Annotated in this window: 19 protein-coding genes and 1 other annotated feature; of the genes, 4 read left to right on the top strand and 15 right to left on the bottom strand. The window is 56.5% G+C overall.

Features of this window, described 5'->3' with window-relative positions; translation table 11 throughout:
• The 3 genes from lspA to ribF all read right to left on the bottom strand — a co-directional run bounded on the left by lspA (window position 1) and on the right by ribF (window position 4,435).
• Window positions 1-510, bottom strand: a complete 510-nt coding sequence (lspA, locus tag JEM67_RS04060; protein WP_004950035.1) for a signal peptidase II — start codon at window positions 508-510, stop codon at window positions 1-3.
• Window positions 511-523: 13 nt separating this feature from the next.
• Entirely contained in the window at window positions 524-3,340 is a 2,817-nt protein-coding gene (ileS, locus tag JEM67_RS04055; RefSeq protein WP_199638212.1) for an isoleucine--tRNA ligase, read from the bottom strand.
• A gap of 156 nt (window positions 3,341-3,496) precedes the next feature.
• Entirely contained in the window at window positions 3,497-4,435 is a 939-nt protein-coding gene (gene ribF, locus JEM67_RS04050; RefSeq protein WP_199638210.1) for a bifunctional riboflavin kinase/FAD synthetase, read from the bottom strand.
• A 390-nt stretch (window positions 4,436-4,825) separates the two neighbouring features.
• Here ribF and rpsT point away from each other — a divergent pair, with 390 nt between their 5' ends.
• On the top strand, window positions 4,826-5,089 hold the full coding sequence (gene rpsT, locus JEM67_RS04045) for a 30S ribosomal protein S20 (protein WP_006317535.1): 264 nt from the start codon (window positions 4,826-4,828) through the stop codon (window positions 5,087-5,089).
• A 72-nt stretch (window positions 5,090-5,161) separates the two neighbouring features.
• On the opposite strand, the gene nhaR is transcribed toward rpsT, so the two are convergent.
• From nhaR to dnaK, 4 genes are all read right to left on the bottom strand, one after another.
• Window positions 5,162-6,061, bottom strand: a complete 900-nt coding sequence (gene nhaR / locus JEM67_RS04040; RefSeq protein WP_004950031.1) for a transcriptional activator NhaR — start codon at window positions 6,059-6,061, stop codon at window positions 5,162-5,164.
• Window positions 6,062-6,255: 194 nt separating this feature from the next.
• A complete protein-coding gene (gene nhaA, locus JEM67_RS04035) occupies window positions 6,256-7,422 on the bottom strand; it encodes a Na+/H+ antiporter NhaA (RefSeq protein WP_199638208.1) in 1,167 nt (388 codons plus the stop codon).
• A gap of 242 nt (window positions 7,423-7,664) precedes the next feature.
• Window positions 7,665-8,795: a molecular chaperone DnaJ gene (dnaJ, locus tag JEM67_RS04030; RefSeq protein WP_013811447.1), complete on the bottom strand. Its 1,131-nt coding sequence runs from the start codon at window positions 8,793-8,795 to the stop codon at window positions 7,665-7,667.
• A gap of 106 nt (window positions 8,796-8,901) precedes the next feature.
• On the bottom strand, window positions 8,902-10,815 hold the full coding sequence (gene dnaK, locus JEM67_RS04025) for a molecular chaperone DnaK (RefSeq protein WP_013811446.1): 1,914 nt from the start codon (window positions 10,813-10,815) through the stop codon (window positions 8,902-8,904).
• A 324-nt stretch (window positions 10,816-11,139) separates the two neighbouring features.
• Here dnaK and satP point away from each other — a divergent pair, with 324 nt between their 5' ends.
• A complete protein-coding gene (gene satP / locus JEM67_RS04020) occupies window positions 11,140-11,739 on the top strand; it encodes an acetate uptake transporter (RefSeq protein WP_013811445.1) in 600 nt (199 codons plus the stop codon).
• Between the two features lie 45 nt (window positions 11,740-11,784).
• On the opposite strand, the gene JEM67_RS04015 is transcribed toward satP, so the two are convergent.
• From JEM67_RS04015 to tal, 3 genes are all read right to left on the bottom strand, one after another.
• Complete coding sequence (locus tag JEM67_RS04015) at window positions 11,785-13,092, bottom strand: MFS transporter (protein WP_199638206.1); 1,308 nt, start codon at window positions 13,090-13,092, stop codon at window positions 11,785-11,787.
• A gap of 124 nt (window positions 13,093-13,216) precedes the next feature.
• Window positions 13,217-13,804: a molybdopterin adenylyltransferase gene (mog, locus tag JEM67_RS04010; protein ID WP_013811443.1), complete on the bottom strand. Its 588-nt coding sequence runs from the start codon at window positions 13,802-13,804 to the stop codon at window positions 13,217-13,219.
• Between the two features lie 138 nt (window positions 13,805-13,942).
• Complete coding sequence (tal, locus tag JEM67_RS04005; RefSeq protein ID WP_013811442.1) at window positions 13,943-14,896, bottom strand: transaldolase; 954 nt, start codon at window positions 14,894-14,896, stop codon at window positions 13,943-13,945.
• Window positions 14,897-15,277: 381 nt separating this feature from the next.
• Between tal and JEM67_RS04000 the strand changes: the two genes are divergently transcribed.
• The gene (locus tag JEM67_RS04000) at window positions 15,278-16,702 is read left to right on the top strand and encodes an alanine/glycine:cation symporter family protein (RefSeq protein WP_199638204.1); all 1,425 of its coding nucleotides are present in this window, start codon (window positions 15,278-15,280) and stop codon (window positions 16,700-16,702) included.
• 279 nt (window positions 16,703-16,981) lie between these two features.
• Window positions 16,982-17,755, top strand: coding sequence for a peroxide stress protein YaaA (yaaA, locus tag JEM67_RS03995; protein WP_199638202.1), 774 nt, complete (start codon window positions 16,982-16,984; stop codon window positions 17,753-17,755).
• Between the two features lie 58 nt (window positions 17,756-17,813).
• Here yaaA and thrC read toward each other — a convergent pair whose 3' ends face one another.
• The 5 genes from thrC to JEM67_RS03970 form a co-directional block, all read right to left on the bottom strand.
• Entirely contained in the window at window positions 17,814-19,103 is a 1,290-nt protein-coding gene (gene thrC, locus JEM67_RS03990; protein ID WP_199638200.1) for a threonine synthase, read from the bottom strand.
• A gap of 3 nt (window positions 19,104-19,106) precedes the next feature.
• Window positions 19,107-20,036, bottom strand: coding sequence for a homoserine kinase (gene thrB / locus JEM67_RS03985; protein WP_004949998.1), 930 nt, complete (start codon window positions 20,034-20,036; stop codon window positions 19,107-19,109).
• A 1-nt stretch (window position 20,037) separates the two neighbouring features.
• Complete coding sequence (thrA, locus tag JEM67_RS03980) at window positions 20,038-22,497, bottom strand: bifunctional aspartate kinase/homoserine dehydrogenase I (protein WP_199638198.1); 2,460 nt, start codon at window positions 22,495-22,497, stop codon at window positions 20,038-20,040.
• Window positions 22,498-22,522: 25 nt separating this feature from the next.
• Window positions 22,523-22,641, bottom strand: a sequence feature (Thr leader region).
• Entirely contained in the window at window positions 22,580-22,648 is a 69-nt protein-coding gene (gene thrL, locus JEM67_RS03975) for a thr operon leader peptide (RefSeq protein ID WP_100220745.1), read from the bottom strand. (Overlaps the previous feature by 62 nt.)
• A gap of 212 nt (window positions 22,649-22,860) precedes the next feature.
• The gene (locus JEM67_RS03970; RefSeq protein WP_199638196.1) at window positions 22,861-23,547 is read right to left on the bottom strand and encodes a tRNA/rRNA methyltransferase; all 687 of its coding nucleotides are present in this window, start codon (window positions 23,545-23,547) and stop codon (window positions 22,861-22,863) included.
• Window positions 23,548-23,778 lie beyond the last annotated feature (231 nt).

The following is a 23,778-nucleotide window of genomic DNA, read 5'->3' as shown; positions in this document are numbered from 1 at the left end:
TTACTCACCTTTACTCTTTGCGCCTTTGCTCGCCGGCGACAGGAAGCCTTCCAGCACAATCATCGCCGCCCCCACGCAGATAAAGCTATCCGCCAGGTTGAAGGTCGGGTAGTGCCAGTTGCCCACATAAAAATCGATAAAATCGACCACGAAGCCGTGCCAAAGACGATCAAACAGGTTGCCTAGCGCACCGCCGATGATAAAAGCATAGGCGATGTTGTTCAGCTTCTGCTGCGCCTGGCTGCGGTACATCATCACCAGCAGCACCGCCACGATGGCGACAGCGATACCGGCGAAGAACCAGCGTTGCCAGCCGCCGTGATCGGCGAGGAAGCTGAACGCGGCACCGTAATTGCGCGCATAGAACAGATTGAACGACGGGATCAACGGCTGGGACTGGCCCAGCACGAAGTTACCGAGGATCCACTGCTTGCTGGCAAAATCCAGCACCAGCACCACTACCATCACCCATAGCCAACGCAGGCCGGTCGAACAGATTGGTTTACTCATCAGGCACTTGTTCTCAGGCGTAGTTACGCTTTTCGCCGTCGCCGGCTACGTTGATCACACAGCGGCCACAGATGTCTGCGTGGTCCGCCACCAGGCCGATGTCAGTGGTGTAATGCCAGCAGCGCGGGCACTTCTCGCCTTCTGCAGTACTGAAGGCAATCTTCAGACCTTTCACCAGTTCTGACGCCTGCGCATCCGCCGGCGCATCGGCCAGAGGCGCAACGCGCGCCGCCGAGGTGAGCAGCACGAAGCGCAGTTCGTCTTGCAGGCTAGTGAGGCGCTCAGCCAGGTCGCTGTCGGCATACAGCGTGACCGCCGCTTCCAGAGAACCGCCAAGGCGTTTATCGGCCCGCGCTTGTTCCAGCACCTTGTTCACTTCGCCACGCACTTTCAGCAGTTCAGCCCAGAAGGCATCGTTCATGCTTTCGCCTTCGGCCAGACCGAACAGGCCGTCGTACCACTCTTCAGTGAACACGTACTGCGCGCGCTTGCCCGGCAGGAAGCCCCAGATTTCATCGGCAGTGAACGACATGATCGGCGCCATCCAGCGTACCAGCGCTTCCGCGATGTGGAACAGCGCGGTCTGGCAGCTGCGGCGGGCGACGCTGTCGCTCTTCGCGGTGTACTGACGATCCTTGATGATATCCAGATAGAAGGAGCCCATCTCGACCGAACAGAACTGCATCAGACGCTGCACCACTTCATGGAAATCATAGTTGGCGTAAGCCTGCTCGATATCCTGCTGCGCCGCCAGCGCACGGCCGACCGCCCAGCGATCCAGCACCACCATCTCTTCCGGTGCCACACAGTCGGTGCTCGGCTCGAACCCGTTCAGGTTAGCCAGCAGGAAACGCGCGGTATTGCGGATACGGCGGTAAGAATCAGCGGAGCGTTTCAGGATTTCATCGGAAACCGCAATCTCGCCGGTGTAATCGGTCGAGGCCACCCACAGGCGCAGAATGTCGCCACCCAGCTTGTTCATCACGTCCTGCGGACTGATGGTGTTGCCGATCGACTTGGACATCTTGCGGCCCTGACCGTCAACGGTGAAACCGTGGGTCAGCACTTCTTTATAAGGCGCCTTGCCCTTCATGGCGGTAGAGATCATCAATGATGACATGAACCAGCCGCGATGCTGATCGGAACCTTCCAGATACATGTCGGCGCCGTGGCCGTTGAACTCGGGGCGCACGTCCACTACCGAAGAGTGGGTCGAACCTGAGTCGAACCACACGTCCAGGGTATCGGGCACTTTCATGTAGTCGGCAGCGTCAGCACCGAGGATATCGGCCGCGTCCAAATCCCACCAGGCCTGAATGCCGTCCTGCTCAACGCGTTTCGCCACTTCTTCTATCAGTTCTACGCTGCGCGGGTGCAACTGCTCAGTGTCTTTGTGCACAAACAGCGACATCGGCACGCCCCAGGTACGCTGACGCGAAATACACCAATCCGGGCGGTTGGCGACCATGGTTTCGATACGTGCCTGGCCCCATTCAGGGATCCACTGCACGCCTTTGATCTCTTCCAGCGACTGCTGACGCAGGCCTTTCTGATCCATGCTGATGAACCATTGCGGGGTAGCGCGGAAGATGATCGGCGTTTTATGGCGCCAGCAGCATGGATAGCTGTGAACCAGTTTTTCCACGTGCAGCAGTGCGCCTTTCTCACGCAACAGCTCAACGATCAGATCGTTGGCCTTGAACACGAACTTGCCGTCCAGCAGCGGGTAGGTGCCGGTCAGGTAGCAGCCGTTCGGCCCCACCGGGTTGGCCACTTCCAGGCCGTATTTCTGGCCGATCACGAAGTCGTCCGGGCCGTGACCAGGCGCGGTATGCACCGCACCGGTACCGGCGTCCAGCGTGACGTGTTCGCCGAGGATTGCCGGCACGTCGAAGCCCATGAACGGGTGTTCGAAGCGCAGCAGCTCCAGATCGGCGCCTTTGCAGCTGCCCAACACGGTCCACGCGCTGATACCGGCACGTTTCATCACGCTCTCGACCAATTCGGCCGCCAGGATCAGGCACTGGCCTTCAACCTGTACCAGTTGATAAGCAAACTCAGGGTGCAGCGAGATAGCGCGGTTAGCCGGCAGCGTCCACGGCGTCGTGGTCCAGATCACCAGAGAAACCGGGCCGTTAAAGTGGGTCACGCCAAATTTGGCCGCTACGGCAGTTGCGTCAACCGCGTGGAAAGCCACATCGATTGACGGCGAGGTTTTGTCGTAATACTCAACTTCCGCTTCCGCCAGCGAAGAGCCGCAGTCGGTACACCAGTGCACCGGCTTCGCGCCTTTCAGCAGGTGACCGTTGCTGATGATTTTGCCCAGCGCGCGGATGATGTTGGCTTCGGTTTTGAAGTCCATGGTCAGGTACGGGTGATCCCAGTCGCCCAGTACGCCCAGACGGATGAAATCTTTCTTCTGACCTTCAACCTGCTCAGCGGCGTACTCGCGGCATTTCTGACGGAATTCCGCCGGCGTAAGTTTCTCGCCCGGCTTACCGTACAGCTGCTCTACTTTCAGTTCGATCGGCAGACCATGACAGTCCCAACCCGGAATATAAGGCGAGTCGAAACCGGACATCCCTTTAGACTTGATAATAATGTCTTTGAGAATCTTGTTAACCGAGTGACCAATGTGAATGCTGCCGTTCGCATACGGAGGGCCGTCATGCAAAATGAAGGATTTTTTGCCCTTTTTGGCAGTACGAATCATCCCGTACAGATCCTGTTCATACCAACGTTGCAGCATGCCAGGTTCACGCTTGGCGAGATCGCCGCGCATCGGGAACCCTGTTTCCGGCAAGTTCAGGGTATTCTTGTAGTCACTCATGAGATTCTCGTTTCCGTTTTCGGCTATTTACCCGTCACACTTCAAGCTGCCTCTTTGTTGGCGGCCGCTTCTTACCCGAATCACTTGCCTGTGCAAGCTCATCGGGGTTGGCGCGGGTGCCGCCGCGATACAACTCGAATTGTTTAGGGTAAACGATTAAACCAGTGTTTTTAACCCGAAGAACTTTCGGGCCGTCACCACATCATTGGCGATTTGCTGCTTCAGCGCATCGAGCGAAGCAAAACGCTGTTCATTGCGCAATTTCGCGCGGAGCACCACGTCAATATGGCGCCCGTAAAGATCCATTGTGACATCCAGCAGGTGGACTTCCAGCTGCTGTCGCACGCCGGCAACGGTCGGGCGCGTGCCGATATTGGCCACGCCAGGGAGCGGTTCAGGGCCCAGACCATAAACATCCACTGCATAAACCCCTTTCACCGGCGCAACCAGGCGCTTCAGCGGCAGGTTGGCGGTTGGGAAGCCAATGGTGCGGCCCAGTTCATCGCCGTGTACCACCCGGCCAGAAATGCTGTACGGATGGCCCAGCAGCGTTTCCGCCTGCGCCAGGTCATCATCGCGCAGCGCATTGCGAATGGCCGTGCTGCTGATACGCTGATCGCCTTCGCGGAAGGTCGGCGTACTGACCACCTCAAAGCCGTATTCTTCCCCGGCTTTTTGCAATAACGGAAAATCGCCCTGGCGGGCTGCGCCAAAGCGAAAATCATCCCCGACCATCAGGAATTTCACGCCAAGCTTTTCCACCAGCAGTTCGGCGACGAACGCCTGGGCGGTGTTGGCGGCGAAACGCGGATCAAACTTGACGCACAGCAGGTAATCTACCCCCGCCTGTGCCAGGTATTTGGCCTTGTCACGCAAACGCGTGAGCCGGGCCGGTGCCTTGTCCGCTGCAAACATTTCCAGCGGCTGCGGCTCAAAGATCATGACCATCACGGGCAGACCCAGACGCTGCCCTTCTTGCTTCAGCTGCTCCAGCAACGCCTGGTGACCGCGGTGTACGCCGTCAAAGTTGCCGATGGTGAGCACGCAACCATGGTGACGTGCCCGGATATTGTGAACGCCGCGAATTAGCTGCATAGCTGGCTCAAAACAGTGGAAATCGCCGGATTATACCTTGTACAGCGGTTAAGGTTAACCCGCGATTGGTGCCTTTATGTAATAGACATACCATACCGGAGATAATCTGCAGGTGAAACGCCCAGACCGCAGTTTATCCGGTGCTATAAACGCGATTACCGACTACAGCCAATGGCTTGCGACCACGGCGGCAAATCATTGGCGAATTTTCTCGCGAAAGACTGTATTCCCATGACCGAAGCTGGTAAAATCCTGCGCCATCACAACGTAGCAAGTGCCGCCCGTACAAACGGCGCTTATTTGCACAAATTCATTGACAAACGCAGGCCAAAAGGGCATATTCCTCGGCCTTCGAATTGTCCTCAATAGAATATATTTGGGAGTTGGACCTTGGCTAATATCAAATCAGCTAAGAAACGCGCCGTACAGTCTGAGAAACGCCGCAAGCATAACGCTAGTGGTCGTTCAATGATGCGTACCTACATCAAGAAAGTAGAAGCGGCAATCGTAGCTGGCGACAAAGAAGTAGCACAAAACGCATTCAACGTAATGCAACCAATCGTGGACCGCAAGGCTGCTAAAGGTCTGATCCACAAAAATAAAGCAGCACGTCATAAGTCAAACTTGTCGGCGCGCATCAACGCAATGCAATAAGCATCGTGTTGTCTGCTTGATAAAAAAAACCGGCTCAGGCCGGTTTTTTTACGTCTGCAATACCCGTTCTATCTAGTAAGCAAACAGCGCCGAGAAATCCTTGTTGCACACCCTTTGTACCGCCGGATGCTGGATCATTCGCTCGGCAAAGATGATGTAGTACTCTTCCTGTACGCTATCAATTCGCCCAATCTCCACCACGTCATCATCGTTATAAGTGTCCTGCGCATACAGAGTCGGCGCAACGAAGATCGCGTTGTGGTACATGCCAAATGTCTTCATCAGCGCAGCATCATCAAACTCGCCCAGAATTTCCACCTGAATGCCCTGGGTGTTAAACCAGTTGAGCAGTTTACGCCCCAGCATCGAACGGCGGCCGGGTATCAGCAGCTTGCGCTGCTCCAGACAGGCAGGGAACGGCAGGTCCGGCGCCGGCTGGCGGCAGAAGAAGCTAATGCCGCACTCGCCCAGCTTCAGCGAAAACAACCCTTCCTGCTGGCTGGAATCCACCGGGCAGTCTGACAGGATCATATCCAGTTTGTGCTGGCTGAGCTGTTCCAACAGCATCTCATGCGTTGATTCAAAGCAACGCAGATGGATTTGCTCGTTATCCACCACCACCGCCGTTTCCAGAACCTGACTCACCAGACGTTTTGAAAGCGCATCGGCTACCCCCACGTCGAACAGCAGATTCGATTCTTTGCGATAGTTGACGATATCCAGCATTTCCTGGCTGAGCATAAACATCTTGTCAGCATAACGGAAAACCAGCTGCCCCAGCTCTGAAGGCACCAGCCCACGCCCCTGACGCTTGAACAGCTTGCCGTCCAAACGTTCTTCCAGCGCCTTGATCTGGCCGGTAATGGTCTGTGGCGTCAGAAACAACGCTTCGGCGGCACCGACCACCGAACCTTCTTTGCAGACCTGCCAGAAGTAGTAAAGGTGATTAAAGTTGATATGCGACATCCTCACGAGGTGCTCTCCTTAACGTTTCGCATCGGCAAAAGACCTGCCGTGATGAGCGATTAATGTCCTTGTAATGTTTCAGACAACCTGTTGCTGCATTCGTCCTAAACAGAATGGTCGAAGCTGAACATATTTTATACCGAACAACTCCGACCAGCTATTGTAGTGTGCCCCCATCAACAGGGGATCCCCTAAAGGAGTTATCTGACTCGAGGTAACGACAGACGCAACAGACCGTATCCCACTACCGCCGCGGTGGTGGAACCCATCAGGATACCCAGCCGCGAGTAGGTGCTTAATGCAACATCCGCATCGCCAAAAGCCAGCGAAGCGATGAAGATCGACATGGTGAAACCAATACCACAGAGCACAGAAACAGCAAACACCTGTTTGAAACCAATTCCTTCAGGCAGACGGGCAATGCCCAGCTTCACTGCGAGCAAGCTAAAAGTGAAGATACCCAATGGCTTACCGATAAACAGCCCCGCGGTAATCCCCATCGGCAACAGCGAGACCAGCCCGCTCAGTGACACGCCCTGCAATGAAACGCCGGCGTTGGCAAAGGCAAACAGCGGCAGTATCAGGAACGCCACCCAGGGGTGCAGCCCATGCTCCAGCGTCTCTGACGGCGATGGCCCCTTTTTCACATGCAGCGGTATCATAAAGCCGACGATCACCCCAGCCAGCGTCGCATGCACCCCGGACTTCAGGATCGCCACCCACAACACCAGGCCGACAAGCATATAGAGCGAGGTTTTCCCCACGCCGCGCCAGTTCATCAACGCCAGCACGGCAATGGAAGCCGCAGCCACGCCCAGCGCCGCCATCGACACTTCATGGGTATAGAACAACGCGATAATCACGATCACGCCCAGGTCGTCGATAATCGCCAGCGCCAACAGGAACACCTTCAGGCTGGTGGGAACCCGGTTCCCCAACAGCGCCATAACCCCAAGTGCGAACGCAATGTCGGTTGCCGCCGGGATTGCCCAGCCCTGACGGGTGACCTCATCCGCACCGTTGAACATCAAATAAATCAGCGCCGGCGCCAGCATACCGCCCAACGCGGCGATCGCCGGAAATACCGCCTTGTCGCGCCCGGCCAATGAGCCTTCCATCAACTCACGCTTAACTTCCAGCCCGACCACCAGGAAAAAGATCGCCATCAGGCCGTCGTTAATCCACAACAGCAAGGGTTTGCCAATCTCCAGCGAGGAGATTTTCACCATGACCGGTAAATCGAGAAAAGCGTGATAAATCCCCTGAGTTGGGGTATTGGCCATGATCAACGCGATAATCGCGGCCACAATCAGGATAATGCCGCCCGCGGCTTCCTGACGTAAAAACTGACGAATAATGTTGGTCACAATACGTCTCTCCACAGCATTGCGAGGCTTAGGAAAACCGCCCCGCAGACAAAGTAATGGAATGAGTATAGACGCCGTTTTAACTCGATAAAACACGTTTATAAATGCTATAAACATCGTAAAAACCGAGCAATAAAAGAGGTAAGTCACATTTTAATGAAGGGTGTTGAGATCCCGAAAGCAATAAAAAACCCCGGATTCGACGCCGGGGTTTTATGCATTACGCTAACGTAAACAGCAGGTTAACGCGTCAGGTCGTCAAAGAACTTTTTCACGCCGTCGAAGAAGGTCTTCGAGCGCGGGCTGTTTTTGTCGCCGGATGGCCCGCCAAGGCTCTCTTCCAGCTCTTTCAACAACTGCTTCTGCTTGTCGTTCAGGTTAACCGGGGTCTCCACCACCACGCGGCACAGCAGGTCGCCCTGACTGCCGCCACGCACAGATTTGACGCCCTTGCCGCGCATGCGGAACAGTTTGCCCGTCTGGGTTTCCGCAGGCACTTTCAGCTTCACGCGGCCATCCAGCGTCGGCACTTCAATCTCGCCGCCCAATGCTGCCATCGCGAAGTTAATCGGCACTTCACAGTACAGGTTATTGCCTTCACGCTCGAAGATCGGGTGCGCCTTTACCTGAACCTGAACGTACAAATCGCCCGCTGGCGCGCCCTGTTCACCCGCTTCGCCCTCACCCGCCAGGCGGATGCGGTCACCGGTATCTACGCCGGCCGGGATTTTCACCGACAGCGTTTTGGCTTTCTCTACCCGGCCGTGGCCGTGGCAGCTGTTGCAAGGATCTTTGATGATCTGACCGCGGCCATGACAGTGCGGACAGGCCTGCTGCACGGTAAAGAAGCCCTGGCGCATTTGCACCTGGCCCTGACCATGACAGGTCGGACAGGTCACCGGCGAGCTGCCGGGCTTCGCGCCGCTGCCGTGACAAACGCCACACTCTTCCAGCGTCGGGATACGGATCTCTTTGGTAACGCCACGAACCGCTTCCTCGAGGGAGAGCTCCATGTTGTAGCGCAGATCGGAACCGCGGCTGGCGCGCTGACGGCGGCCACCACCGAAGATGTCGCCGAATACGTCGCCAAAGATATCGCTGAAGTCGGCGCCGCCGCCACCAAACCCGCCACCGCCCCCCATACCGCCCTGTTCAAAGGCTGCATGGCCGTACTGATCGTAGGCCGCGCGTTTTTGAGCGTCGGTCAGAACCTCGTAGGCTTCCTTGACCTCTTTAAATTGGGCTTCGGCGTCTTTCTCCTGGTTGCGGTCAGGATGGTATTTCATCGCCAGGCGCTTATACGCCTTTTTTATCTCACGCTCTTCCGCCGTCTTGGAGACGCCGAGAATCTCGTAATAGTCTTTCTTCGCCATTATTTCTCTTACCCTTAACATGCGTGCACGGGCGTAGAGTTGCCTCGACGCCCGTGCTGGTTTCCAGTAGCGGCCTGACGGCCGTTACGTGCCCGCTTAAGGGCGATTATTTCTTGTCTTTAACTTCTTCGAACTCAGCGTCAACCACGTCGTCGTCTTTCTGCGCCGCGTTGTCAGCACCGGCATCAGCACCTTGCTGAGCCTGCTGCGCCTGAGCCATTTCCAGCAGCTTGCCGGAAACCTGCACCAGCGCCTGGGTCTTGGCTTCGATCTCGGCTTTGTCTTCGCCTTTAACCGCCACTTCCAGATCTTTCAGCGCCGCTTCGATAGCCGTTTTGTCTTCCGCCGGCAGTTTGTCGCCCGCTTCTTCCAACTGCTTACGGGTGCCGTGGATCAGGTGATCGGCCTGGTTACGGGTCTGCACCAGCTCTTCGAACTTACGGTCAGCTTCGGCGTTCAGCTCGGCATCACGCACCATTTTCTGGATTTCTTCTTCGTTCAGACCAGAAGAAGCCTTGATGGTGATTTTCTGCTCACGACCGGTATTCTTGTCTTTGGCAGACACGTGCAAAATACCGTCGGCGTCGATGTCGAAGGTGACTTCGATCTGCGCCATACCGCGTGGAGCAGCCTGGATGCCGTCCAGGTTGAACTGGCCCAGCGACTTGTTATCGTTAGCGCGTTTACGCTCACCCTGCAGCACATGGATGGTTACCGCAGACTGGTTGTCTTCAGCGGTAGAGAACACCTGGCTGTGCTTGGTCGGGATGGTGGTGTTTTTGGTGATCAGCGGAGTCATCACGCTGCCCATGGTTTCGATACCCAGCGACAGCGGGGTAACGTCCAGCAGCAGAACGTCCTTCACATCACCGGCCAACACGCCGCCCTGTACCGCAGCACCTACCGCAACGGCTTCGTCCGGGTTAACGTCTTTACGCGGTTCTTTACCGAAGAAATCAGCCACTTTCTTCTGAACCATTGGCATACGGGTCTGGCCGCCCACCAGGATCACGTCCTGAATGTCGGAGACCGACAGACCTGCGTCAGTCAGCGCAACTTTCAGCGGCTCGATAGAACGCGCAACCAGATCTTCGACCAGCGACTCGAGTTTGGCGCGGGTCACTTTGATGTTCATGTGTTTCGGGCCGCTCGCGTCTGCCGTGATGTACGGCAGGTTGACGTCGGTCTGCTGAGCGGAAGACAGCTCAATCTTCGCTTTCTCTGCGGCTTCTTTCAGACGCTGCATTGCCAGCGGATCTTTACGAAGATCCATACCCTGATCTTTCTTGAACTCTTCAACCAGGTAGTTGATCAGGCGGCTGTCGAAGTCTTCGCCACCCAGGTGGGTGTCACCGTTGGTTGCCAGAACTTCGAAGGTTTTTTCGCCGTCAACGTCGTCGATTTCGATAATGGAAATATCGAAAGTACCGCCGCCCAGGTCATAAACCGCGATGGTGCGGTTGCCGACTTCTTTGTCCAGGCCGTAAGCCAGGGCTGCAGCAGTCGGTTCGTTGATGATGCGTTTTACTTCCAGACCTGCGATACGGCCGGCGTCTTTGGTCGCCTGACGCTGTGCGTCGTTGAAGTAGGCAGGTACGGTGATAACCGCTTCAGTTACCGGTTCGCCCAGGTAATCTTCCGCCGTTTTCTTCATTTTCTTCAGCACTTCAGCAGAAATCTGCGGAGGCGCGATTTTCTGGCCTTTCACTTCGATCCAGGCGTCGCCGTTATCCGCGGCCACGATTTGGTACGGCATGATGTCTTTATCACGCTGTGCTTCTTCGTCCTGGAAACGACGGCCAATCAGGCGCTTGATCGCAAACAGGGTATTTTGTGGGTTAGTCACAGCCTGACGCTTAGCTGGCTGACCAACCAGAATCTCACCGTCTTGGGTATAGGCGATAATAGAAGGAGTTGTGCGGTCGCCCTCGGCGTTTTCCAGCACGCGCGCCTTACCACCATCCATAATTGCTACGCAGGAGTTGGTAGTCCCCAGGTCGATACCAATAATTTTGCCCATCTAAACGTCTCCACTAATAAATTCATAATCGGTCAGGTTGCTAACCTATATGCGGGCGATTTTTTGCTTTTCAACTGCCCGCTATCTCAGTCTTTCCCGCGGTCAGCAACTGCGGTTGCAAATAAGATGGGGCCATCCCACTCAGCATCAAGGGGCAAGGTGAAAAAAATTTCTTTTTTATCGTCACTCAGATCATTGTTTCCTGCTCAGGGGATCATTATGATGCCGCGCGCTCTGATGGAAGTTACGGGTTTTTCGGCCATTCAGACCATTTATGAATTTACTTAGCTGTTTCCGTTAATTTTCTGTTATCGCAGAGGACATATGCACACCAACAAGTTGGCAAATCCCGGCCCTCTCGGCCTGATGGGCTTCGGGATGACCACCGTCTTGCTGAACCTGCACAACGCGGGCTTTTTCCCACTGACTTCCGTCATCATCAGCATGGGGATTTTCTTCGGTGGCCTGGCCCAGATTATGGCCGGCCTGCTGGAATACAAGAAGGGCAACACCTTCGGCATGACCGCCTTTATCTCTTACGGCAGCTTCTGGTTGAGCCTGGTCGGCATTCTGCTGCTGCCACGCCTGGGCCTGGCCGAACCGACCGACGCAACCGTGCTGGGCATCTATCTGGCGCTGTGGGGCGTTTTCACCCTGTTCATGTTCTTCGGCACGCTGTGCGCCAATCGTGCGTTGCAATTCATCTTTGCCAGCCTGACGCTGCTGTTCGCCCTGCTGGCGATTGGCAACATCACCGGCAACCACGAGCTGCTGACCTTTGCCGGTTATGAAGGGGTGATCTGCGGCGCCAGCGCCATTTACCTGGCCATGGCGGAAGTGCTCAACGAGCAGTTTGGCCGTACGGTGCTGCCAATTGGCGAAGTGACTGCCAAACGTGCGGAGCCTGTGCCGGCGACGGCGTAATTGTCTTTGGCCCGAAACAAAAAACCCTGCGTCGCAGGGTTTTTTTTAGCTGTAGGAATCGGCGCGTTGCACCTTGGTTTCGCTGTTTAAATCGCGGTGCAGGTAGATGCCCAGCAGCAGCCCGATACCGGACAACGCCAGTACGTAGTAAGCGGGGGCTAACGGGGTTAACTTCATGATCAGCGTGACAAATATTGGGGTTAAACCGCCAAAAATAGCGTATGCAACATTGTATGAGAACGAAATCCCGGTAAATCGCACTTCCGCCGGAAAGGCCCGCACCATCACGTAAGGCACCGCGCCCACTACCCCCACGCTGAAGCCTACCAGCGCATAACAAGCGAACAGCATTTCCGGGTGTATCCCCACCGTCTGATAGAACAGCCAGCTGCAACCGGCCAGCAATAGACTGCCGACGATAAAGGTTTTGCTGGCGCCAAAGCGATCCGCCGACAGCCCGGCGGCAATGCAGCCGGCAATCAGCATAATGGTGGCAATGCTGTTGGCCTGCAGCGACAGCGCCGGGGCGATGCCAAACTGTTTTTGCAGGTAGGTTGGCGTCATCAGAATGACCACCACGATACCCGCGGACAGCAACCAGGTGAGCAGCATAGAGACCGCCACTTCCTTGCGATGATTAAGCACCACGGATTTTAGCGGCAGCTCCTTGGCCAGCGCTTTGCGTGCCTGCATCTCGATGAAGATGGGCGTTTCCTGCAGCCAGCGGCGCAAATACATTGCCACCAGCCCGAAGATGCCACCGAGCAGGAACGGGATGCGCCAGCCGCCGTCGAGAATAGTCTGTTGGCTCAGGGTGGTGTTGATCACCGTCGCGACCAGCGACCCCAGCAGGATGCCGACGGTCAGGCCGGCGGTCAGCGTGCCACAGGCGAAGCCGATACGGCGGCGCGGCACATGCTCGGCGACAAATACCCAGGCGCCCGGCACTTCACCGCCAATCGCCGCCCCTTGCAACACGCGCATCAGCAACAGTAACAGCGGTGCGGCAATGCCGATATTGGCGTAAGTGGGCAACAGGCCCATCGCCAGGGTCGGTAACGCCATCAGCAGAATGCTCAGGCTGAACATTTTTTTGCGACCAACCCGATCGCCGAAATGCGCCATCACGATGCCGCCCAGCGGCCGGGCCAGATAACCGGCGGCGAAGATACCGAAGGTCTGCACCTGTCGCAGCCATTCCGGCATGTCCGCCGGGAAAAACAGCTCGCCCATCACCGCGGCAAAAAAGACGAAAATGATGAAGTCATAAAACTCCAGCGCACCGCCGAGGGCAGCCAACGTCAGAGTTTTGTAGTTTTGCCGGTTTAACCGGCGATTATTATCGTGAGGCATAGGGTACCGTCGGAAAAGGCTGTAGAAATAAAAGCCGCAGGCTTTCTGTAAACGAATTCTTACTATAGCGGCAAATTATTTTCACACCAGACGCACTGAAGCTAATCTCACAGATCGCTGAAATTTAGAGGTTTATCTCGCGGCGCGCGTTCTTCGGGCGAAATGCTGCTACCACCGCCGCCTGCGTTTCCACATAAGGCCCTTCGAGCAATTGGATGCAATAAGGCACGCTGGCGAAAATGCCGTGCACCACCGTATTGCCCTGCTCATCCTTCACCCCTTCCAGCGTTTCCTTGATCGACTTCGGCTGCCCCGGCAGGTTGATGATCAACGCCTGTTTGCGGATCGCCCCGACCTGGCGTGAAAGAATTGCCGTTGGCACATAGTGTAGGCTGATTTGCCGCATTTGCTCGCCGAAGCCGGGCATCACGCGATCGGCTATCGCCAGGGTGGCATCAGGCGTCACATCGCGCCGGGCCGGGCCGGTACCGCCGGTGGTCAACACCAGATGGCAACCCATCTCGTCCACCAGCTCGCACAGAGTCTGTTCAATAAGCGTCTGCTCATCGGGGATCAAACGGGTTTCCACTTTAAAGGGTGAGACGAGTGCGGCGGTCAGCCACTCTTCCAATGCCGGAATGCCTTTATCCTGGTAAACACCGCCGGAAGCGCGGTCGGAAACAGAAACCAAACCAATACGTAATATGTCCATGCGTAACCTCTACAGCCTGATGGGTTCACTTCCCATCCTGTTATTAATCCTGAGAGTATAAAGTGTCTGCCCTCCGCCGGGCGCGGCGAGCATAAAAAAAGGCGGCCTAAGCCACCTTTTTCGCGCTGATTGCGGTAATTACAGCAGATCGGCGATCATTTTTTCCAGCTTGCCCTGGTCTACGGCAAACTTGCGGATACCGTCGGTCAGTTTCTCAACCGCCATTGGATCCTGGTTGTGCTGCCAGTAGAACTCAGGCTCGGTCAGCGCAGCAGGGCGCGCTTTTACTTCGCCGGTATAAGCCAGTTTACGTTCCAGTGCGCCTTCGCTCTCTGCCAGTTCTTTCAGCAGAGCAGGGGCGATGGTTAGACGGTCACAGCCAGCCAGCTCGATGATTTCGCCCACGTTACGGAAGCTGGCGCCCATCACCACGGTTTTGTAACCGTGCTCTTTGTAATACTGGTAGATCTCGGTAACGGAAACCACGCCCGGATCTTCGTTTGGCGCGAACTCTTTCTTGTCGCCATTGGCTTTGTACCAGTCGAGGATACGGCCAACGAACGGAGAAATCAGGAACACGCCGGCTTCAGCGCAGGCACGCGCCTGAGCGAAGGAGAACAGCAGGGTCAGGTTACAGTTGATGCCTTCTTTTTCCAGCTGCTCCGCTGCGCGGATGCCCTGCCAGGTAGAAGCCAGTTTGATCAGGATGCGATCGTTGCTGATGCCGGCATCATTGTACAGTTTGATCAGGCGCTTGGCCTTGGCAACGCTGGCTACGGTGTCGTAGGACAGACGTGCGTCCACTTCCGTGGAGATGCGGCCCGGAACCAGTTTAAGGATTTCCAGACCAATGTTGACGGCCAGCTTGTCGGCGGCATCGGCGATCTGCTGTTCGCGATCGCTGCTCTGCTCGCGCGCCCAGGCAATGGCTTCGTCAATCAGTTTACGGTATTCAGGAATTTGAGCTGCATTGAGGATCAGCGAAGGATTGGTTGTGGCGTCTTGCGGTTGATACAGCTTCATTGCCGCGATATCGCCCGTGTCCGCAACCACAGTAGTGAGCTGGCGCAGGGAAGTTAATTTATCGGTCATGTTGGCATTATCTCATCGTTTGTGCATGAACTTTTGGCATCGTTCAACCATGCCCTGCCCTGATAATAACATGCGCAAGGCCCGGTGCAAGGCTGGAAAATCACGGCCAGACGGCGTTGATTTTTTCCTTGGGCGAGCAACCGTTTACGCAGATATCTTTCGTCATTCCCGAGCTAATGAAAAGGCAATAACGTGCTATCGATGAAATGAATTATGTTAAATTCGCGCCAAATGAGGCGATGGATCCAGAGCCTTGAGACAAATCTCAATTCATCTGAACCCGGCTGAATTCAGCTAAGCTCTTGTAAAAACTGACTCAATGTATTTTCACCCGCGGTGGATGCTGCGCGGTGTGCGGTAAATCTCATCAAGGAGGGATCCGTGACGGACCTGATAGATTTTATAAACACTGTTTTGTGGGATGCGGTACTGATTTATTTGCTGCTGGGTACGGGCATTTATTTCACCCTGCGCACCCGCTTTATTCAGGTCCGCCATTTCAGCCACATGTTCTCGGTGCTGAAGCACAGCAACAAAAGCGACAGCGCAGGCATCTCCTCTTTTCAGGCGCTGTGTACCACCCTGGCGGCACGCGTCGGTACCGGTAACCTGACCGGCGTGGCGATAGCCCTCACTGCCGGCGGCCCGGGGGCTATCTTCTGGATGTGGGTTGTGGCGTTTATCGGCATGTCCACCTCGTTCGTTGAAAGCAGTCTCGCCCAGCTCTACAAAACCAAAGACGATCAGGGCAATTACCGCGGCGGCCCGGCCTACTATATGGAAAAGGGCCTGGGCATGCGCTGGATGGGCGTGCTGTTCTCTCTTTTCCTGATCATCGCCTTCGGCTTGGTGTTTAATGCCGTCCAGGCCAACACCATCGCCCAGGCTTCCGCTGTGGCTTTCAACGTGAAGCCGCTGCACGTGGGGATCGGCCTGGTGTTGCTGAGCGGCATCGTGATCTTCGGTGGCATCCGTTCCGTCGCGCGCGTGGCCGAACGGGTGGTGCCGCTGATGGCCGGCGCCTATCTGCTGCTGGCTTTCTGGGTGATTGGCCACAATAGTGAGCAGATGTCGACGATCCTAACGCTGGTGCTCAAGAGTGCCTTCGGGCTGCAGGAAGCGGCGGCCGGTGCCGTCGGCTATGGCATTTCGCAGGCGATGGCCCAAGGCGTTCAGCGCGGCCTGTTCTCCAATGAGGCCGGCATGGGCTCCGCGCCCAATGCGGCGGCCTCCGCGTCACCTTACCCCCCGCATCCCGCCTCGCAGGGCTACGTGCAAATGTTTGGGGTCTTCATCGATACTGTCGTTATCTGCAGCGCCACCGCCGCGATCATTCTCTCGTCCGGGGTACTGGATCAGCCGGCAGCCAGCGTCAGCGGCATCGATATCACCCAACGGGCGCTGTCCGCCGCCGTCGGCAGTTGGGGAGCTCCGTTTGTCGCCGTTGCCATTTTCTTTTTCGCTTTCACCTCGATCATTGCCAACTATGCCTACGCCGAGAGCAATCTGGTGTTCCTTGAACACAACCACCCGGCCGGGTTGACGATTTTCCGCTGCGCGGCGCTGGGTATGGTGATGTTTGGCGCACTGGCCGAGCTGCCGGTGGTGTGGAAAATGGCCGACACCTCGATGGCGCTGATGGCGATCACCAACCTGACGGCGATCCTGCTGCTGTCGCGCGTGGCGCTGAGGCTGGCCAACGACTACCACCGCCAGCGCAAGCTCGGGCAATTGCCCACTTTCGACGCGAAGCGTTTTCCCGAGCTGAAATCCCAGCTTGAACCGGGCGTGTGGGATAAAGATTAATTTTATACGGGCGCGTATCACTGCTCTCTTCCTATACCCTATGAATTTCGAGTTGGCCGCTCAAGCCGCATCCATGCGCTCGCGGCATTTGTACATCCCTGTACGGCACAGCCAGGCGGCAAAGTCGCTTACCCCAGGCGCTTACTTGAGTAAGTAACTGGAGTAAGCGCCTGCGGCCAACAACGCTGCAGCTTGAAAGGCGACGGGTATCAGACCCATTGCCCCTTTTTCTCGCGCTTTTTGCTACAGTATCCGCTCTTGGATAAACAGGATCTGGCCATGCTCGTTATTATTTCACCTGCAAAAACCCTTGATTACGCAAGTCCGCTGGCGACAGAACGCTTCACGCAGCCCGAATTGCTGGACAAGTCGAAGCAACTGATCAAAATCTGCCGCGAACTGACGCCGGCGCAAATCTCCAGCCTGATGGGCATCAGCGATAAACTGGCCGGCCTGAACGCCGCTCGCTTCAGCGACTGGCAGCCTAAATTCACCCCAGACACCGCCCGCCAGGCGTTATTGGCGTTTAAAGGCGATGTGTATACCGGGCTGCAGGCGCAGGACTTCAGTGAAGACGACTTTGATTTCGCCCAGCAGCATCTGCGGATGCTGTCAGGCTTATATGGCGTGCTGCGCCCGCTCGATCTGATGATGCCTTACCGGCTGGAGATGGGCATCAGGCTGGAGAATCCCAAGGGCAAAGACTTGTACAGTTTCTGGGGCGAGCAGATCACCAAAAAGTTGAACGAGGCGCTGGAACAACAGGGCGACGACGTGGTGGTCAATCTGGCTTCCGACGAATACTTCAAATCGGTGAAACCGGCCAAACTGCACGGCACGCTGATCAAACCGGTGTTTCTCGACGAGAAGAACGGCAAATATAAGGTGATCAGTTTCTACGCCAAAAAAGCGCGTGGGCTGATGAGCCGCTTTATCATCAAAAACCGCCTGACGCAGCGCGAACAACTGCTTGGTTTCAATCTGGAAGGCTACGTCTTTGATGAAGCCGGCTCCAAAGACAATGAACTGGTCTTCAAACGCCCCGAACAGTAAAAAAGAACGCAAAAAAAAGCCGTCGCAATGACGGCTTTCGTTTTTAGGCTGAGCGGTTTCAGGCCGGCAGAGCCATCAGGAATTTACGCAACTCGGCGAAACCGGCCGGCAGGCTGTGGGACAGCAGCGGCAAATCGGCACGCAGAGCCAGCGCCTTCGGCAGCGGCAGTTCCTGGCCGAGGATCTCTTCTACGCTCTCTTTGAACTTGGCCGGATGCGCGGTGCCGAGGAACAAACCAAACTCCCCTTCCCGCAGTTGATCGCGCAGAGCGCGGTAAGCAATCGCGGCATGCGGTTCTGAAAGATACCCCAATTGCGCCAGCTCCCGCATGGTCTCCCTGGTGGTTTCATCGCTCACCGTAGCGTGGCCCAGATCTTTCAACTGCCAGATTTTACGACGGAACAGCTCTTCCACCCGCGGCCAGTTGTTCGGCTGGCTTACGTCCATCGCATTCGACAGCGTCGCGACCGTAGCCTGCGGCTGCCACTGACCGTTGGTCAGGAAGCGCGGCACGGTATCGTTGGCATTGGTGGCAGCGATAAAACGCTTCACCGGCAGGCCCAGCGACTTGGCCAGCAGACCGGCGGTCAGATCGCCGAAGTTGCCGCTTGGCACCGAGATCACCAGTTGATTGCGCGCTTCCTGCGGCAATTGCGCCACCGCTTCGAAGTAGTAGCAAATCTGCGCCAGCAGGCGGCTGATATTGATGGAGTTTGCCGAGTTCAGGTGCAGCGCCTCTTTCAGCTCCTGATCGTCAAAGGCCTGTTTCACCAGCGCCTGGCAAGCATCGAAGTCACCGTCGATCGCCACGGTGTGGATATTGCCACCCAGGGTGCAGAACAGTTTTTCCTGCAGCGGGCTGATTTTGCCCTGCGGATACAAGATGACCACGCGTACGTTCTTCAAGCCGTAGAAAGCGTGCGCCACAGCGGCGCCGGTATCGCCGGAGGTCGCCGTCAGGATAGTCACCGGCTGATCGCCCGCCACTTCCGCCAGCATCTGTGCCATAAAGCGGCCGCCGAAGTCTTTGAACGCCAGCGTCGGACCGTGGAACAGCTCCAGACAGGCAATGTCGTCTTCTACTTGCGCAACCGGCGCAGGGAATTCAAACGCCGCCGCAACGCGCTTATGCAGTGCCTCTTCCGACACTTCATCGCCGATAAACGCCGACAGGATACGGGTGCTGCGGGTGACAAAGTCCTGCTCCAGCAGGTGATCGATTTCGGTCAGTTCAAACTCCGGCAGCTCCAGCGGGAAAAACAGCCCTTGCTGTTTGCCCAGGCCCTGTTTGATCGCCTGCGCGAAGCTGACCTGCTCGTTGTGATCCTTAAGGTTGTACAGTTTCATGCGTTATCCCAGTAGTCGTGCGCCTGCGGTATCCAGACGGCAAATATGAACAAAACCTTCGTCGTTTTGCAGATAGTGATTGGTCAGCCAGTCGGCCATGCGTTGTGCGGTGGCGCCGTCGTCACAGACGGCGAACAGCGTCGGGCCGGAGCCGGAGATGCCGCAAGCCAGAGCGCCGATGTCCTGCGCGGCCTTGCGCGCGTCGGCAAAGCCCGGCAGCAGGCGGGTGCGGTACGGCTCGGCAATCACGTCCTGCATCAGTTTGGCTGCCAGACGCGGCTGCTGGGTGTGGCAGGCATGGATAAAGCCCGCCAGATAGCGACCATGGCTGATGCAGTCCTGACGGCGGTACTGCGCGGGCAGGATAGCGCGCGCTTCGGCGGTGGACACCTTGATGCCCGGGTAGGCCATCACCCACAACCAATCTTTAAAGCAGGGCACTTCCTGGCTGATGAAACCCTCTTCTTCCAGCATCAGTTGCAGGCCGCCCAGGTAGCATGGCGCCACGTTGTCGTAATGCACGCTGCCGGAAATGCGGCCTTCCAGCTCGCCCATCAGGCCCAACAGCGTCATTTTGTCCAGCGGACGGTTGCAGAATTCATTCATCGCCATCAACCCGGCAACCACCGAACAGGCGCTGGAACCCAGCCCGGAACCGATCGGCATGTTTTTCTCCAGCCGCATCGCCACCGGGATCTGCCGGCCTATCTCCTGGCAAAAACGCTCCCAGCATTGATAGACGATATTTTCTTTCGGATCGTCAGGCAGTTTGCTGACAAAGCGGCCGGCATTTTGCAGGCTGAACGTTTCGGCGGCTTCCACGCTGACGCAATCGCCCAACAGGGTGCCGTCGATCGGAGACACCGCTGCACCCAGAACGTCGAAGCCGACGCTGACGTTGCCAATTGAGGCCGGTGCATACACCTTAACCATATTAAACTCCCAACTTCCATGACAGTGTGCGCAACAGGTCGGCAAATACCCCCGCCGCCGTCACATCATTACCGGCGCCGTAACCGCGCAGCACCAAGGGTAACGGTTGATAGTAACGGCTGTAGAAGGCCAGGGCGTTCTCACCGTTCTTCACTTTATACAACGGATCGTTGCCGTCTACCGCATCAATGCGCACCTGACAGCGGCCATCTTCGATCACGCCGACGTAGCGCAACACCTTACCCTGCTCGGCGGCGTTAGCCACGTTGCGGGCGTATTCTTTATCCAGCTCCGGCAGGCGCGCCAGGAAGGTCTCCACATCACCGGAAGCGTCAAAGGACGGCGGCAGCACCGACTCGACCTCAATGTCCCCCAGTTCCAGCTTGTAACCCGCCTCACGGGCCAGGATCAGCAGCTTGCGGGCCACGTCCATGCCGGAAAGGTCGTCACGCGGATCCGGCTCGGTGAACCCTTTGGCCTTGGCCTCAAGGGTCGCCGCCGACAGCGACATGCCTTCGTCCAGCTTGCCGAAAATAAACGACAGCGAACCGGACAGGATACCGGAGAAACGCGTCAGTTCGTCGCCGGCATTCAGCAGATTTTGCAGGTTCTCGATAACCGGCAAACCCGCGCCGACGTTGGTGTCGTACAGGAACTTGCGGCGTGAGCCGGCAGCGGCGGTGCGCAGCTGTTGATAGTAGTTCATCGACGAGGTGTTGGCCTTCTTGTTCGGCGTCACCACGTGGAAACCATCAGCCAGGAAATCCGCGTATTGGTCGGCAACCGCCTGGCTGGAGGTACAGTCGACAATCACCGGGTTCAGCAGGTGATACTCCTTCACCAGACGGATCAGGCGGCCCAGATTGAACGGTTCTTTAGCTGCGGCCAGTTCCTCGTTCCAACTCTCCAGAGCAATACCGTGCACATTGGTCAGCATGGCTCGGGAATTGGCGATGCCGCAGATGCGCAGATCGATATGCTTTTGCTTCAGCCACGGCTGCTGGCGATAAATCTGTTCGATCAAGGCGCCGCCGACGCCGCCGACGCCGATGACAAACACTTCAATCACCTGATCGGTATTGAACAGCATCTGGTGGCTGACGCGAACGCCGGTGGTAGCGGAATCATTGCTGACGACCACCGAGATGGAACGCTCCGACGAGCCCTGAGCGATAGCGACAATGTTGATATTGGCGCGCGCCAGCGCGGAGAAGAAGCGGGCCGAGATGCCGCGCAAGGTGCGCATGCCGTCGCCCACGACAGAGATAATCGCCAGCTTCTCCATCACGTCCAGCGGCTCAAGCAAGCCGTCTTTCAGCTCAAGGTAGAATTCGTCTTCCAGCGCACGGCGCGCACGTTGCAGCTCGCTCTGCGGCACGCAGAAGCTGATGCTGTACTCGGAAGAGGATTGGGTAATCAGCACCACCGAAATACCGGTGCGCGACATCACGGCGAACACCCGCGCGGCCATGCCGACCATGCCCTTCATCCCCGGGCCGGAGACGTTGATCATTGCCATGTTGTTCAGGTTGGTGATGCCCTTCACCGGGGTATCGCTATCCACGCTTTCACCGCCGATCAGCGTGCCGGGAGCCTGCGGATTGGAGGTGTTTTTGATCAGGCAAGGGATTTGGAACTGGGCAATCGGTGTGATGGTACGGGGGTGAAGCACGCTGGCGCCGAAATAAGAAAGCTCCATCGCCTCCTGGTACGACATCGACTTCAACAACCTGGCGTCCGGCACAGTGCGCGGGTCGCAGGTATAAACGCCGTCTACGTCGGTCCAGATCTCGCAGCAGTCTGCGCGCAGACAAGCGGCCAGCACCGCGGCGGAATAATCGGAACCGTTACGGCCCAGTACCACCAGCTCACCCTTGTCATTACCGGCGGTAAAACCGGCCATCAGCACGATGTGATCCGCCGGGATAGCCGCTGCGGCGATGCGCAACGTGGATTCGGCGATATCTACGGTCGACTCCAGATAATGCCCCTGCGCCAGCAGTTTCTCTACCGGGTTGATCACCGTCACCGGGAAACCTTTGGCGCGGAATACGCCTTCCATGATGGCGATGGAGAGCTTCTCGCCACGGCAGATAATCGCCGCGTTCACGCTGTCCGGGCATTGCCCCAGCAGCGATACGCCGTGCAGCACCTGCTTGAGTTGGGCGAACTCCTGATCAACCAGGGTCTTCAGGCGATCGTATTCGAAACCTGGCAGAGCCTGCGCCAGGCCGCTCAGCAGGTCGGCGAAGATGCGCTCCGCATCGCTCATATTTGGCAGAATGTCTTGCCCGGCCACCGTTTTTTCAATCATCGCCACCAAGTGGTTGGTGATCTTTGCAGGCGCGGACAATACCGTGGCTACCTGTCCCTGACGTGCGTTACTTTCCATGATGTCGGCAACGCGCAGAAAACGTTCTGCATTCGCTACCGAGGTTCCGCCAAATTTCAGCACTCGCATTTCTGATCTCTCCCGAATTTAAGTCGAAAAAAAAGCCCGCACTGGTTAGGTGCGGGCTTTTTTCTTTTGTTTCCTGTACGCGTCAGCCCGCCCCGTTACCTGTGGTTTCGGTGGTGGTAATAATTGTGATATTCAGGCTGATGTTTCGCATTTTTTCTGTCTGTCTCATTAAATACTCTGTCCCCTCTATTGGTTAAAGCAATCGCTTTCCCAAGTCAAATTATTTCTTGTTTTTGCTCCTTTGCCGCCCCGCCTGGTGATTGAGCAATGCGATAGCAGAAAAGCCAAATGACAGAACAAAAAAACAACCTGAAGGCAGTTTTGCAGTGGATCACACTGCATAATGACCAGAGCTTGCAGGTATCACTTTGTGAGCTTTTTTTCGATGTCATGCAGCAACGTGTGCAACATCGCCGTATCCCGTTGTGGCAGAGCGCCCAGCCGCTGATGCAGCCAATCGCGCAATTTTTGGTCATCGCTGACCCCCAACGCGCCCAATAATCCTTCGGCGCGCTGACGCAATGCCCGCAACTGCCCTTCATTGGCCATCGTCTCCTGCGGTGCACTGACGTTCATCAGTTCCGACAGCTGATAGCAATACACCATGACCGCCTGACCGAGATTCAGCGAAGGGTAGTCCGCCTGCATAGGTACGCCGGTCAGCAGATCGGCCAGTTCCAGCTCTTCATTGGTCAGGCCGGAATCTTCGCGACCAAATACCAGAGCAGCCTGATTCACCCATTGGCTGCGCTCGCCCAATTGCCCCAACAGTTGCTGCGGCGTACAGTAATAATGGAAACGCGCACGGCTGCGGGCCGTGGTGGCTACGGTGAAGTCCACGTCCGCTAACGCCTGAGCCAAGGTAGCGAACGTCTGCACGCCGTCGAGGATCTCCCCCGCCCCATGAGCGACCCAGCGTGCTGCCGGTTGCAGGTGCGCTTCGCTGTCGACGATGCGCAACGAGGTGAACCCCATGGTTTTCATTGCCCGCGCTGCGGCGCCGACGTTTTCCGGCCGTGCCGGAGCCACTAAAACAATATGAAGCTGCATCAATACTCCACAGAAAAAGGAATCGCGAGTTTTTGACTGTCCGGGATAGTCTGATTATATTTACAACTGCGCAACAAAAATCCCGAAAATTGCTACAGAGATGTATAAATGGGTTCTTAAACGGATAAATAGAGTGGAATAGATATTATTGCCACTTATGTTTTGCTGTTCTTATTAATCAATATGTTAAAACAATACCTTTATCAATAAGCCCATAATTGTAACCCATTA

Source organism: Serratia sp. PAMC26656, assembly GCF_016469055.2.
In the GTDB taxonomy this organism is placed as follows: Bacteria; Pseudomonadota; Gammaproteobacteria; order Enterobacterales; family Enterobacteriaceae; genus Serratia; species Serratia plymuthica.
This window is presented reverse-complemented; position numbering and strand designations above follow the sequence as displayed.

Excerpts from the sequence above, each read along its gene's own strand:
- lspA (WP_004950035.1), bottom strand. The coding sequence starts at position 510 with ATGAGTAAACCAATCTGTTCGACCGGCCTGCGTTGGCTATGGGTGATG.
- ileS (WP_199638212.1), bottom strand. The coding sequence starts at position 3,340 with ATGAGTGACTACAAGAATACCCTGAACTTGCCGGAAACAGGGTTCCCG.
- ribF (WP_199638210.1), bottom strand. The coding sequence starts at position 4,435 with ATGCAGCTAATTCGCGGCGTTCACAATATCCGGGCACGTCACCATGGT.
- dnaJ (WP_013811447.1), bottom strand. The coding sequence starts at position 8,795 with ATGGCGAAGAAAGACTATTACGAGATTCTCGGCGTCTCCAAGACGGCG.
- dnaK (WP_013811446.1), bottom strand. The coding sequence starts at position 10,815 with ATGGGCAAAATTATTGGTATCGACCTGGGGACTACCAACTCCTGCGTA.
- satP (WP_013811445.1), top strand. The coding sequence starts at position 11,140 with ATGCACACCAACAAGTTGGCAAATCCCGGCCCTCTCGGCCTGATGGGC.
- JEM67_RS04015 (WP_199638206.1), bottom strand. The coding sequence starts at position 13,092 with ATGCCTCACGATAATAATCGCCGGTTAAACCGGCAAAACTACAAAACT.
- mog (WP_013811443.1), bottom strand. The coding sequence starts at position 13,804 with ATGGACATATTACGTATTGGTTTGGTTTCTGTTTCCGACCGCGCTTCC.
- tal (WP_013811442.1), bottom strand. The coding sequence starts at position 14,896 with ATGACCGATAAATTAACTTCCCTGCGCCAGCTCACTACTGTGGTTGCG.
- yaaA (WP_199638202.1), top strand. The coding sequence starts at position 16,982 with ATGCTCGTTATTATTTCACCTGCAAAAACCCTTGATTACGCAAGTCCG.
- thrC (WP_199638200.1), bottom strand. The coding sequence starts at position 19,103 with ATGAAACTGTACAACCTTAAGGATCACAACGAGCAGGTCAGCTTCGCG.
- thrB (WP_004949998.1), bottom strand. The coding sequence starts at position 20,036 with ATGGTTAAGGTGTATGCACCGGCCTCAATTGGCAACGTCAGCGTCGGC.
- thrA (WP_199638198.1), bottom strand. The coding sequence starts at position 22,497 with ATGCGAGTGCTGAAATTTGGCGGAACCTCGGTAGCGAATGCAGAACGT.
- JEM67_RS03970 (WP_199638196.1), bottom strand. The coding sequence starts at position 23,547 with ATGCAGCTTCATATTGTTTTAGTGGCTCCGGCACGGCCGGAAAACGTC.